This is a genomic window from Bacteroidota bacterium, from assembly GCA_039714315.1.
In the GTDB taxonomy this organism is placed as follows: Bacteria; Bacteroidota; Bacteroidia; order Flavobacteriales; family JADGDT01; genus JADGDT01.
Window position 1 is genome coordinate 1 of sequence record JBDLJM010000001.1, and the last position, 12,814, is coordinate 12,814.

The following is a 12,814-nucleotide window of genomic DNA, read 5'->3' on the forward strand; positions in this document are numbered from 1 at the left end:
CGCCGAAATATTTAACGCCCCGGATAGCAGCGATAGCTTTTGCTTGCTGTGATACGCGAACAAAGTTTTGTGGCGGCTTTTGCGATAGCGAAAGACCCCACAGAACTATTGTGAGCTGTCACAGCAAGCAAAACTAAAAGCGAAGAGCCGGAAAAGGCGCATAAAATTCATTAAATACACACATGGAAAACTTTGATTAAATATAGTTTTTAAGTTTTCTTGAATAATTCTATCATAAATATACCTTTGTATTGTATTAATATTACCAAAGTGTTATTGCTATTTTAACTTTGGTATAGTAACCTATTTTATATGAAGGTCGGTATTTTTGGGCAAACTCTAAGTGATAAGACAAAAGTTTACGCACGGAAACTTATTGAGTCATTAGAAAAGTATGAAGTGGAAATAATAGTTGAAGCAAATTTCAATAAGTTACTGCTTGATCTGGAGGTGATAAATTCCGAACTGGAATCTTTTACAGAGGATGCCGGGTTAGATTCTACTGTCGATCTGATGTTTACATTGGGTGGTGACGGTACAATATTGCGGGTTATTAGATATATAAAGGATGTTGAAATTCCGATTGTAGGTATAAATACCGGCAGGTTAGGCTTTATGGCAAATATTTCGAAAGAGGATATAGAAAATAAAGTAGATGCCATTATAAAAGGAGATTATAAAGTAGAAGATCGCAGTCTTCTGGAATTGAGTACTTCTGATAAGGTAGAAGGGTTGTTGTTTAATTTTGCACTAAACGAAATAGCCATAAACCGAAAAGAAACTACTTCAATGGTAACGGTTGACGCCTTTCTGGATGGTGAATTTCTTAATTCTTATTGGGGGGACGGAATTTTAATTGCGACCCCAACCGGTTCAACCGGATACTCATTAAGTTGTGGGGGGCCTATAATAATGCCGGGATCAAATAATCTTGTAATTACACCAATAGCACCACATAATTTATATGCAAGACCTTTCGTTATACCAGACCATACCGAAATAGAACTTCAAATTACGGGTAGAGCCGAAAGTTATTTGTTGACCTTAGATTCAACGGCTATTACTGTTCCGCATGGTATAAAGCTAAGAGTAAAAAAATCGGACGTTGCTGTTAAGATGGTTCGTTTCGAAGAATTAAGGTTTTTAAAAACGCTTCGAAAGAAAATGTTGTGGGGCGAAGATTATAGAAATGAATAACAGTTAACTTGTACAGGTTTAATATGTTAGGCTTTAATTGTTTCGTATAGTTGCCCTTTTCTTTGTACAAGTCATATTTGTTGATTGCTGCATCACAATAATCTACTTCCTTCGGTGTTATATAAAGTATCTGTTTATCTTTTATAGGATGAATAAATATTTATATTTGCAGGGTTTAAACAGAAAGATATATAGTCTCCAATTTTTTAAGTATTTAAGTAAAGAATTAATATATGAAGAGGACAATATTGCTTTTGGTATTGATGACACTTTTTAAAGTTTCATATTCCCAACGTTATGAAATCGGTGTTTTTGCCGGTGGAAATAATGTGATAGGAGATATTGGGAGTGATTATTATGTTAATCCGAACGGTATAACCGGAGGGGGGCTTTTTAAATGGAATGTAAACCCAAGGTTGGCTTTGCGGGCTAATATATTTTATTCTATATCAACAGGTAATTACATTGATTCGAACTATCCATATGATAGTTATAGTGATGAGTTTGCCGGTGATGGAGAAAGGTTTGAAAATCATATAGGTAATGGTGAGATTTTGGCCGAGTGGAATTTTTTGGAGTATGACTTAAGGACTGCCAAAAACCATACACCGTATATGTTTCTTGGAATAGGAGGATTGATTTTCGATGGTAGTTCATCAGGAAGAACAATACAAATTCCTTTTGGAGTTGGATATAAGTATGCTCTTTCGTATAAATGGGTTTTGGGGGCTGATTTAGGGTTTAGATATACATTTACAAATAATCTGGATGCCTCGGAAATTAAGTCTGTTGGAAATCTTAATTCGAATGATTGGTTTACAACATTAGGACTTACATTGACCTATGTTTTTGGAAGGGATCCATGTTGCCTGGGGCAATAGTTGGAGGTGGAGATTAGAAGATTTTAATAATGGATTTGATAGATAATATAGATAAAAATAATGTTCCAAAGCATATTGCCATAATAATGGATGGTAATGGCAGATGGGCAAAGAAGCAGGGGAAACTTCGTGTATTCGGACATCGTAATGGTGTTAAAGCCGTACGGGAAGCAGTTGAAGGAGCTGCTGAAATAGGTGTTGAATACCTTACTCTTTACGCTTTTTCTACCGAAAATTGGAATAGACCCAAGTTAGAGGTTGAGGCTTTAATGTCTCTGTTATTAAGCTCATTGAAAGATGAACTGGAAACTCTGACTAAAAATAATATCAGACTAAAAGTTATTGGGGATATAACAAAACTTCCATTAAAGAATCAAAAAGAGTTAGAGAGTGTTGTTGAGAAAACTAAAAACAACAACAGAATGACTTTGACTTTGGCTTTGAGCTACAGCTCTAAAGTTGAGATTATTGATGCAGTTAAGGCGATATCTCAAAAAGTAAAAGATGGAAAGTTGAAATCGTCAGAAATTGATGAAGGAATATTTAGCGATCATTTGTATACTTCTGGAGCACCCGATGTAGATTTGGTGATTCGCACAAGTGGCGAAAGTAGAATTTCAAATTTTTTACTATGGCAAATCGCATATGCAGAGTTATTCTTTCTGGATATTTTATGGCCTGATTTTAGAAAAAAAGATTTATATAACTCTATTTTAGATTATCAGAATAGGGAAAGAAGATTTGGAAAAACAAGCGAACAATTATAATTATAAGATTTTATAGAGATTAAAATCAATTGAAAGAAAGAGAAATTGAGATTTTAGTTTCTAACGATTTAGAATATATAACCACATGAAGAACCACATTTTACTCTACACTATCCTGTTATTATTTTCAGTAAATGTTTTTGGTCAGCTAAATATTAAAGAAGCTACATACGGAAACGAGCAAAAGTTTACTCTTGGAGGTATAACAGTTAAAGGTGCTTACCGATACGATCCTCAAACAATAGTTATGTTTACAGGGTTGAAAAAGGGAGCTAAAGTAGAGATACCGGGCGAAGAGATTTCTAATGCCATTAAAAAACTTTGGAAACAGCACTTGTTTAGTGATATTAACTTCGAAGTAGAAAAGATTGATGGGGATGTTATTTATTTAACATTAAATCTGGTAGAGGTTCCCAACCTGTCAAAAGTTAATATTACCGGGCTTAGCCGATCAAAAACTGAAGATATTGTAAAGGAGGCAAAGCTTACCAGAGGAAAAATGGTTACTGAAGACCTTATTATCAATACGCAAAACTACATAACCGGAAAATTTGTAGATAAAGGTTACCTTGAAACCAAAGTAACTATTAAAACAAAGAAAGATACCGCAGAGGCTAATGCCGTTTTTATGAACATTTTTGTAGATACCGGTGATAAAGTGAAAATCGATGATATCATTTTTATTGGAAATGATAATATTCCTGATTCTAAATTGCGTGGTGCAATGAAAGAGACTAAGCGTAAAAGTTTGTGGAATATTTTTAAGACATCCAAATATATAGAAGATGATTATGAGGCTGATTTGGATCTTGTAGTAGAGTACTATAAGGAGAGAGGGTATCGCGATGCAAGAGTTACAGGCGATTCAATAGCTATAGTGCCTGATAACAACAGAATTGCTTTGTATATAAATGTTGACGAAGGTAATGTATACAGGTTTGGTGAAATTAAATTCGTTGGTAATAGTAAGTTTACTACACAGCAATTAGAAAGTATTTTAACAATTAAAGAAGGGGATGTTTATAATGGCTCTCTTTTGGATCAGAAAATAGGTGCGGATCAAAACAATGCAGATGTGCGTTCGGCTTATATGGATAGCGGATATTTGTTTGCACAGGTTAATCCTGTAGAGGTTGGAGTGAATAATGATTCTATCGATCTGGAAATTAGAATTCATGAAGGTAAACCTGCGCATATAAATAAGATATTCGTAAAAGGGAATACCCGTACTAATGATCATGTAATATATCGTGAGATCAGAACAAAGCCCGGGCAGTTGTTCTCTAAATCTGAATTGATGAGAACTTACAGGGAACTTGCTCAGTTGCAGTTCTTCGATCCTGAAGCTATTGGAGTCGATCCTATACCTCATCCCGAAACAAATACTGTAGATATAAAATATACACTTCAGGAGAAATCAACCAGTCAGATTGAGCTCCAGGGTGGTTGGGGTGGAGGACAATTCATCGGAACTGTTGGGTTGTCGTTTAACAATTTTTCACTGAGAAATTTATTTAATGCCGAAGCATGGCATCCGCTTCCAACCGGTGACGGGCAAAGACTGTCTTTAAGAGCACAGGCTTCTTTCAATTATCAGAGTTATAGTTTCTCATTTACTGAGCCTTGGTGGGGTGGACGTCGTCCAATATCGTTATCAACAAGTTTCTACCATTCGCGTCAGTTTAATTATAACTATCTGACTTATGATGTTGATAAAAGTCAGATCTTAGCAATTACCGGGGCTAGTATAGGTATTACAAAACGTCTGTCATGGCCTGATGATTATTTTACTCTATCACAGGTGTTATCATTGCAACGCTATGATCTAACAAATTATCAGTGGTATTTGTTCGATTTTCAAAATGGTAACTCTAATAATGTTAGTTACGAGGTTACATTGGGTAGAAACTCTTCAGGTCCTAATCCAATTTACCCTATTAGAGGATCTAATTTCTCTGCTTCTTTGAAGTTAACTCCTCCTTTCTCTGCAATTTCAGGAAGAGATTTTACAGGAGAACCTGATAAGGTTAAGTTTAAGTGGTTGGAGTATTATAAAGTTAAATTCTCAGGAGACTGGTATACTGATCTTTGGAATGAAAAACTTGTATTAAGAACTTATGCTGCCTTTGGATTTATTGGAGCTTATAACGAAACCATTGGAGCACCACCTTTCGAGAGATTTTATGTTGGAGGTGATGGTATGGCCAATTTTACTATGGACGGTCGTGAAGTTATTGCTTTAAGAGGTTATGCTAATAATTCACTTTCTCCAAATAACGGAGGAGTGTTGTATAATAAGTTTACGATGGAACTTCGTTTTCCTATTACCCTTAATCCAAGTTCGAGTATCTACGCACTTGGTTTTGCCGAGGCAGGTGGTTCATGGGATGGATTCTCAAATGTTTCTCCATTCGAACTTAGAAGATCAGCAGGTGTAGGACTTAGAATTTTCATGCCTATGTTTGGTATGTTGGGTGTTGATTTCGGTTATGGATTCGATCCTTCCGGATTCCAACTTGATCTGGGGGTTCCAGAAGCGTCAGGATGGCAAACGCACTTTATCATAGGGCAACAATTTTAAACTATAAAATAAATTTTTAACATAGTTTTATTTAAATTGCGATTAAATAATTAGATAATATCTTATGACAGCAAGAAAAATTATTATCCTATTATCCTTTGTTTTTATTGGATTATCGGCCAATGCACAACGTTGGGCTTATGTGGATACAGAATATATTTTGCAAAAGTTACCTAAATATCGCGAAGCTCAAAGTCAGTTAGACAAGATGGCCCGTGATTGGCAAAAAGAAATAGATGCAGAAGTTCGTACCTTAAATAAATTAAAGATTAGTCTGGAGAACGAACGTGTTTTGCTTACAAAAGACCTTATCGAGGAAAGAGAAACCCAAATTGATGAAAAGGTACGGGAGATTGAAAAATTGCAGCAAAAAAGATTTGGGGCAGAGGGAGATTTGATAACTCAGCGAAAGCAATTGGTAAAGCCTATACAGGATCAGGTGTTTAATGCTGTTCAAAGCATAGCTAAAAAGAAACGTTATGATGCTGTGTTCGATAAGTCCAGCGACCTGATAATGTTATATTACAATAAGAAGTACGATATTAGTGATAAAGTTCTTGAGGTAATAAAGGGTATGTAATCATTTTAAACGGTCCTAAGGGGATATTTTTAATAGTTAAAAAGTATTTTTTTTTGATCTTTTTTCTACATGCCTGTCTGTTATAATCTAAAGACTGTTTAATGTAAAGTAAATTAAACTGTGAAAAAAAATGTTGTAAAGTATATTTCAATTGTGATATTGGTCTTTGCATTTAATTTTATAAATGCTCAAACTAATTTTGGATATATAAATACTGATCTCGTTTTATCTCAAATGACCGAGACAAAAGAGGTAGGTGATAGGTTGCAAATGCTTGGTGAGTCATACGATCAGGAGTTTAAAACTATTTACGAGGAGTACGATGCAAAGAAAAAAAAGTATGAATCTGAAGCATCGACAATTAGTGAATCAATAAATAGGGTTAGAGCTCAGGAACTGTTGAGTTTGGAGGAAGGTATGCAGCAGTTTCGACAGAATGCTTCTAACGATATGTCGCTAAAACAAAGGGAGTTTATGGCTCCTGTTATCGAAAAAATGAATAGAGCTATTGAAGAGGTGGCTAAATCAAAAAATATTGATTTTGTATTTGATACTTCACAGAGAAATCTTGCCTATTCAAATGAGGTATATAATTTAATTTCTGCCGTCAAAGAAAAATTAGGTATTAAATAAAATTTCGAAAAATTTCATTAAAAAAAATTTAAGCAATTCAAAACATCTTTTATATTTGCGACTCTCGTACATAGTTTGGTATAGATGTTGTATGTATAAGAACTAATAAATAAATTAATATAATAACTTACGAAGGAGATGTGTTGATCACATTGAATTCTGAAAGGTTAAAAACAAATTAACGAACCTGTGTATAATTATCAGAAATTTGACGTTATATTATGAGTGAGTTATGTTTGGAAATTAAAATAATAACAAAATTTAACAGATGAAAAGACAATTCAAAATTTTCGCATTAGTTGCCGTAATGTTTTTAGGATTTAGCGTAGTTTCTACAGCTCAAGTGAAATTAGGACACATTAATTCTGAACAGCTTATTAGATTAATGCCTGAGAGTGCAAAGATTGAAGGTGAACTTCAAGCACTAGGGAAAACTTTTGATGACGAGTTCAAGGCTATGTACACTGAATTTGAAACTAAAGGTAAAAAATACGAGGCCGAAGCTGCAACTAAAAGTGATGCAATAAACCAGTCACGTGCAAAAGAGATGCAGGATATGCAACAGCGTATGCAAACATATCAGCAAAATGCACAGCAGGAGCTTCAGAAGAAAAGATATGATTTATTACAACCAATCTTAGATAGAGCTCAAAAAGCTATCGATGAAGTTGCAAAAGAAAAAGGTCTTGATTATATCTTCGATGCTTCAAAAGGTCAATTGTTGTTTGCCAAAGAGTCTAAGGATATTTTATCTGAGGTAAAGAAAAAATTAGGTATCCAGTAAGAAAGGAATATCTTAAACAAAAAAAAGTCGCTCATCGAGCGACTTTTTTTTGTTTAAAACTTATCTTAATATATACTGGATCGATTTAGAATATGTTGTAATATTAACCAGAGTTCGACGAGAGAGATTTATACAGCTTTATGTGTGCTTTTCATGGACTACTCAGGTTGCTGGTTTCTTATCTTGATTTTAAATTATACATGCAAATGAATAAACCAATTGGTATTTTTGATTCCGGAATCGGCGGTCTAACGGTGGCCAGGGCGATTAAAAACGTTTTGCCTGATGAGCAAATTATTTACTTTGGAGATACTAAACATCTGCCATATGGCGATAAATCGAAAGAAACTCTGGTGTCTTATTCTTTGGAGATAGCCCGGTTTATGTTGCAACAAGGGGTAAAAGCTATTGTAATAGCCTGTAATTCCGCTTCAGCGATGGCTTATGATGAGGTTAAGGAGTTTGTTGGTGATACCCCCGTTTATAATGTAATAGATCCCGTTGTTGATCATTTGGCCGGGAAAAACACAAGGTCGAAGCATGTAGGTGTGATTGCAACGAAAGCAACTGTGAACTCAAGAGTATATGCTGATAAAATAGCAGGAAGAGATTTAGAAGCTAAAACATCTTCTCTGGCTACGCCATTACTCGTCCCTATGATTGAGGAGGGTTATCATGATGATAAAATTAGTCATGCCATTATAAAAAACTACTTATGCGATAATACACTAAAAGATATCGATACTTTAATCTTGGGATGTACACACTATCCGTTGATTGAAAAAGAGATTGACGGGTTTTACAACGGAGAAGTGAATATACTTAATTCAGCTGATATAGTAGCTGAAGAAGTAAAAAGCCTTTTGAAAAAATCTCACCTTTTAAATGAAAATGAATCTTTGGCTAAAGATCATTTCTATGTGTCTGATTTTACAGAATCTTTTGAGAAAACCGCAAAGATTATTTTTTGTGAAGATATTCATCTTGAAAAAATAGAACTAGGTGGAAAATAAAAAGTCCATCAAAAAAGGGGCGATGGACTTTTAAGTGCGTTGTTTAATGAAAAACTACTATTTGTTCAACAAATATATGATGAGTTTTTCTTTGTGGTTGAGTTTTAATGGAATAGTTTGGTTAAATATGACAAAGCTTTACATTTTAATGACAAACTCGATTTTTGTTTCTGAGAACTGGAGTAATGCAAATGCTTATGTTTGTTTTTGTTCTGTCATGTGTTATTTTTAATGCATGTGAGTTCTTTTGCTTTTCTTCTCCTGTTGAAAATAATATCAATACTCTCCTTTTAGATCAATGTTTGTTTATCTTTGTGTAGAAATAAATAATTATAACTATGAACTGGTTAGTTAAAGTAATTCTTTCGTCTGTAGCAGTGTTGGTTTCAGCCTATTTAATTCCCGGAGTTGAAGTTGATTCATTTTCTACTGCTCTTGTAGTAGCTATAGTCTTATCGGTTATTAATGTTTTTATTCGTCCGATATTCGTGTTTCTGACTATTCCGATAAGCGTAATTACATTTGGTTTGTTTTTATTGGCGATAAATGCATTTATGATAATGTTGGTTGGAAAGCTTGTTGATGATTTTTATGTATCGGGTTTTTGGGCAGCTTTATTCTTTAGTTTTGTATTGTCGCTATTGCAATCTATTTTTAATCAAACAGAGGAAGCCACAAAGTAGTTTTTCATCACTTAACTTTCATTTTTTAATAAATAGGTACAATTTACCGTGTTGTCTTAAGTAGATAATGCAGTTAATTCCTATAATAGTGATTATTAAATGATTATTAATTAGGTGAAAGCGTAAAATATTTATAATTTTGCACCGCTAAAAAAATAAGTAATTCTATTGTAGAAAAAGGCATATCAAATTAACATCAGGTAAAATTCGGATAATCGGGTTTTGAAATTAGTGTTGTTATTAATGTATTGCTTTTAAAAATTAATATTGTATGCAAGCCACAAGAGAGAATAAAGACGCATTAAATGCTGTATTGAATGTGCAAATCGTTGCTGATGATTATAAAGCACAAGTTGATAAAGTTTTAAAAGATTACCGTAAAAATGCAAATATCCCTGGTTTCCGTAAAGGATTAGTTCCAATGGGGTTAATTAAGAAGCAGTACGGTAAAGCAGTATTGATTGATGAAGTAAATAAAATTCTTCAGGATTCCGTTAACAAACATATCCAGGATGAAAAATTGGATATTTTAGGTAATCCACTTCCTGTTGCCCAGGACGATATTAACTGGGATGGTGAAGAGTTCAACTTTCAGTTTGAATTGGGAATAGCTCCCGAATTTACTGTAGGACTTGATAAACTTAAAGGATTAAATTCGTATAAAGTTATTGTTGATGAAGAGTTGGTTCAAAAGCAGGTAGAAGATTTTGCTACTCGTTACGGAAATGTTGTAGGTCAGGAAGAAGTTGTAGAGGCTTCTAATGTTGCCGGAACTATCGTAGAGTTAAACGAAGACGGTAAAACTGTAAAAGAAGGTGGTATTTCTAATGAGAGTACAATTTCTGTTTCCGGTTTAAAAGGAAAAAGAAATCCGAATAAATTAGTAGGAAAGAAAGTTGGTGATGTTGTAACATTCAAAACTAAAGGTCTTTACGAAGATGATGCAAATCTTGCTAGTGCCTTAGGTTTGAAAGTAGAAGAGGTTAAAGATCTTGATACTCAGATCCAATTTACTATCAGCGAAATATCAACAATCGATAACCATGAAATAAATCAGGAGTTGTTCGATAAAATATATGGTGCGGGTACAGTAGAAAATGAAGATGCATTCAGAGCCCGTATTAAGGAAGATGCTGAAAAAGTTTACATTGGAGAAACTGATCGTCATTTCCTGAATCAGGTTACTGATAAACTTATTGAAGAAACTGAAGTAGAGTTGCCAAAAGAATTTTTGACAAAATGGTTGAAGTCAGTTTCTGAAAATCCAATATCTGACGAAGATGCTGCTGCAGAGTACGAAAAATCAGAAAAAGGACTTAAGTATCAGCTTATCGAAGGTAAGGTATTCTCTGAAAGTGGTATTCAAATAACTTTTGAAGATGTTAAAAGTAATGCTGTTCAAATGATAAAAGCTCAAATGGCTCAGTTTGGTCAGGCAAATATGGAGGATAAAGAAGCTGAAGATATAGCTATGAGAGTCCTTCAGAATCAGGAAGAGTATACTAGAATTTCTGAGCAGGTTAAAATGGAAAAACTGTTAGCTGTTTACAAAGAGAAAGTTTCTGCAAAAGTTAAAGAGTTGACATTTGATAAATTTATCGCTGAAATATCTAAATAATTTTAGGATAAAATAGGGAGAGTAGAATCTTCTTGAAAAAATATAACTGGGAATTAAATTTTATTCATAAATTTAATTCCCTTTTCTATAATAAATAATTCTGATATGATGAACTTAGGAGACGAATTTAAAAAGTACGCAACCAAGCATTTAGGGATTTCGAGCATGACTATGCATCAGTTCGAGTCTGTATATAACAGTTATATTTCACCGACAATTATTGAGGAGCGTCAGATGAATGTTGCATCAATGGATGTATTTTCACGTTTGATGATGGATAGAATTATATTTCTGGGAACAGGAATCGATGATCATGTTTCAAATATAATTCAGGGGCAATTGTTATTTTTGGAATCAGTAGATGCTTCAAAAGATATTCAAATATATCTTAACTCGCCTGGAGGTAGTGTTTATGCCGGATTAGGTATTTACGATACTATGCAGCTTGTTCGTCCCGATGTGGCTACAATTTGTACAGGTATGGCTGCATCTATGGGAGCAGTATTGTTAACTGCCGGAGCAAAAGGAAAAAGATCGGCATTGAAGCATTCAAGAGTAATGATTCACCAGCCTTTGGGAGGTGCTCAGGGACAGGCTTCCGATATTGAAATTACGGCACGGGAGATTGCTAAGCTTAAAGAAGAGTTGTATCATATTATAGCTGATCACAGTGGTAAGCCATACAAAACTATTTGGGAAGATGGTGATCGTGATTATTGGATGACTTCGCAAGAAGCTGTTGATTATGGCATGATCGATGAGGTACTTATCAGAAAATAAAATGATTAAGGATATAAATAATTGATGAAGCTACAATAGCACTGTAGCTTTTTTGTGTATTTTTGCATCATGAGTAAACAAGAATTATCATGTTCGTTCTGTGGACGAAAGAAAAGTGAAACTAACTTGCTGATAGCAGGTATGGATGCCCATATCTGTGATAAATGTATTGAGCAGGCTCACGGAATAGTTTTAGAAGAGGTTGCTAATTCGCAGGTTCAGGAAGTAAGTTCAGAAATTACTTTAAAGAAACCCAAAGAAATTAAGGAATTCTTAGATCAGTATGTTATAGGTCAGGATGATGCTAAAAAAGTATTGTCAGTATCCGTATATAACCACTATAAAAGAGTTCTTCAGAAAGATTTTGATGACGATGTTGAGATAGAAAAATCAAATATCGTTATGGTAGGTCCTACAGGTACTGGTAAAACATTACTCGCACGTACTATTGCACGCATGCTTAATGTACCATTCACAATTGTGGATGCAACTGTGCTTACAGAGGCAGGCTATGTAGGTGAAGATGTTGAAAGTATACTTTCAAGATTGTTGCAGGCTGCTGATTATAATGTTCAGAAAGCTGAGCGTGGAATAGTGTTTATTGATGAGATAGATAAGATTGCACGTAAGAGCGATAATCCTTCTATAACACGCGATGTATCGGGTGAGGGAGTGCAACAGGCAATGCTTAAATTGCTTGAAGGTGCCGTAATCAATGTTCCGCCACAGGGAGGAAGAAAACATCCCGATCAAAAATTTGTTGAAGTAAATACAAAAAATATCCTATTTATTGCCGGAGGTGCATTTTCAGGTATCGAACGTAAAATAGGTGATAGATTGAATACTCGTTCTATAGGTTATCAAAAAGACTTTTTGGATCAGGTAGATGAAGAAAATATGTTACAATATGTTCTTCCTATGGATTTGAAGTCTTTCGGATTGATTCCTGAGTTAATTGGGCGTTTGCCTGTATTGACTCATCTGGATCCTTTAGATGAAGAGTCTTTGAGAATGATTCTTACCGAACCAAAAAATGCTATCGTAAAACAATATATTAAGTTGTTCGAAATTGATGGTGTTAAATTGGAGATTGAAGAATCAGCGATTAAGTTTATGGTTGATAAGGCAGTAGAGTTTAAGCTTGGAGCGCGTGGATTAAGATCAATTATAGAGGCAATCTTAACAGATGCTATGTTCGATGCTCCTTCAAATGGAGATGAGAAACTTGTTATCACACACGAATATGCCGAAAGTAAAATGAGTCAGTCAAAACTGAGGAGACTTAAAGCAGTGTAAA

12 protein-coding genes are annotated in these 12,814 nt (G+C 34.4%); all 12 read left to right on the forward strand.

From position 1 onward, the window contains the following. The first annotated feature begins 312 nt into the window (after positions 1-312). The 12 genes from ABFR62_00005 (at position 313) to clpX (ending at position 12,813) form a co-directional block, all read left to right on the forward strand. Positions 313-1,197, forward strand: a complete 885-nt coding sequence (locus tag ABFR62_00005) for an NAD kinase (protein MEN8136800.1) — start codon at positions 313-315, stop codon at positions 1,195-1,197. Between the two features lie 233 nt (positions 1,198-1,430). Beyond that, on the forward strand, positions 1,431-2,078 hold the full coding sequence (locus tag ABFR62_00010) for a DUF6089 family protein (GenBank protein ID MEN8136801.1): 648 nt from the start codon (positions 1,431-1,433) through the stop codon (positions 2,076-2,078). A 29-nt stretch (positions 2,079-2,107) separates the two neighbouring features. Then, complete coding sequence (locus tag ABFR62_00015; GenBank protein ID MEN8136802.1) at positions 2,108-2,845, forward strand: isoprenyl transferase; 738 nt, start codon at positions 2,108-2,110, stop codon at positions 2,843-2,845. An 85-nt stretch (positions 2,846-2,930) separates the two neighbouring features. Further along, complete coding sequence (gene bamA, locus ABFR62_00020) at positions 2,931-5,426, forward strand: outer membrane protein assembly factor BamA (protein ID MEN8136803.1); 2,496 nt, start codon at positions 2,931-2,933, stop codon at positions 5,424-5,426. A gap of 64 nt (positions 5,427-5,490) precedes the next feature. Then, positions 5,491-6,006: an OmpH family outer membrane protein gene (locus tag ABFR62_00025; protein ID MEN8136804.1), complete on the forward strand. Its 516-nt coding sequence runs from the start codon at positions 5,491-5,493 to the stop codon at positions 6,004-6,006. 120 nt (positions 6,007-6,126) lie between these two features. Next, positions 6,127-6,639: an OmpH family outer membrane protein gene (locus tag ABFR62_00030; protein ID MEN8136805.1), complete on the forward strand. Its 513-nt coding sequence runs from the start codon at positions 6,127-6,129 to the stop codon at positions 6,637-6,639. A gap of 268 nt (positions 6,640-6,907) precedes the next feature. Beyond that, positions 6,908-7,423 (forward strand): OmpH family outer membrane protein, encoded by a 516-nt coding sequence (locus ABFR62_00035; GenBank protein ID MEN8136806.1) that lies wholly within the window; start codon positions 6,908-6,910, stop codon positions 7,421-7,423. 206 nt (positions 7,424-7,629) lie between these two features. Further along, on the forward strand, positions 7,630-8,436 hold the full coding sequence (gene murI, locus ABFR62_00040) for a glutamate racemase (protein MEN8136807.1): 807 nt from the start codon (positions 7,630-7,632) through the stop codon (positions 8,434-8,436). Between the two features lie 338 nt (positions 8,437-8,774). Then, positions 8,775-9,119 carry a phage holin family protein gene (locus tag ABFR62_00045; protein MEN8136808.1) on the forward strand — a complete coding sequence of 115 codons (345 nt, stop codon included), beginning with the start codon at positions 8,775-8,777 and terminating at the stop codon, positions 9,117-9,119. A gap of 271 nt (positions 9,120-9,390) precedes the next feature. Further along, a complete protein-coding gene (tig, locus tag ABFR62_00050; GenBank protein ID MEN8136809.1) occupies positions 9,391-10,737 on the forward strand; it encodes a trigger factor in 1,347 nt (448 codons plus the stop codon). 108 nt (positions 10,738-10,845) lie between these two features. Next, on the forward strand, positions 10,846-11,517 hold the full coding sequence (gene clpP / locus ABFR62_00055) for an ATP-dependent Clp endopeptidase proteolytic subunit ClpP (protein MEN8136810.1): 672 nt from the start codon (positions 10,846-10,848) through the stop codon (positions 11,515-11,517). Between the two features lie 69 nt (positions 11,518-11,586). Next, positions 11,587-12,813, forward strand: a complete 1,227-nt coding sequence (clpX, locus tag ABFR62_00060) for an ATP-dependent Clp protease ATP-binding subunit ClpX (protein ID MEN8136811.1) — start codon at positions 11,587-11,589, stop codon at positions 12,811-12,813. Position 12,814 lies beyond the last annotated feature (1 nt).

Coding starts and splice junctions, on each gene's coding strand:
- ABFR62_00015 (MEN8136802.1), top strand. CDS start 2,108: ATGGATTTGATAGATAATATAGATAAAAATAATGTTCCAAAGCATATT.
- clpP (MEN8136810.1), top strand. CDS start 10,846: ATGAACTTAGGAGACGAATTTAAAAAGTACGCAACCAAGCATTTAGGG.
- clpX (MEN8136811.1), top strand. CDS start 11,587: ATGAGTAAACAAGAATTATCATGTTCGTTCTGTGGACGAAAGAAAAGT.
- murI (MEN8136807.1), top strand. CDS start 7,630: ATGAATAAACCAATTGGTATTTTTGATTCCGGAATCGGCGGTCTAACG.
- ABFR62_00035 (MEN8136806.1), top strand. CDS start 6,908: ATGAAAAGACAATTCAAAATTTTCGCATTAGTTGCCGTAATGTTTTTA.
- ABFR62_00045 (MEN8136808.1), top strand. CDS start 8,775: ATGAACTGGTTAGTTAAAGTAATTCTTTCGTCTGTAGCAGTGTTGGTT.
- tig (MEN8136809.1), top strand. CDS start 9,391: ATGCAAGCCACAAGAGAGAATAAAGACGCATTAAATGCTGTATTGAAT.
- ABFR62_00005 (MEN8136800.1), top strand. CDS start 313: ATGAAGGTCGGTATTTTTGGGCAAACTCTAAGTGATAAGACAAAAGTT.
- ABFR62_00025 (MEN8136804.1), top strand. CDS start 5,491: ATGACAGCAAGAAAAATTATTATCCTATTATCCTTTGTTTTTATTGGA.
- bamA (MEN8136803.1), top strand. CDS start 2,931: ATGAAGAACCACATTTTACTCTACACTATCCTGTTATTATTTTCAGTA.
- ABFR62_00010 (MEN8136801.1), top strand. CDS start 1,431: ATGAAGAGGACAATATTGCTTTTGGTATTGATGACACTTTTTAAAGTT.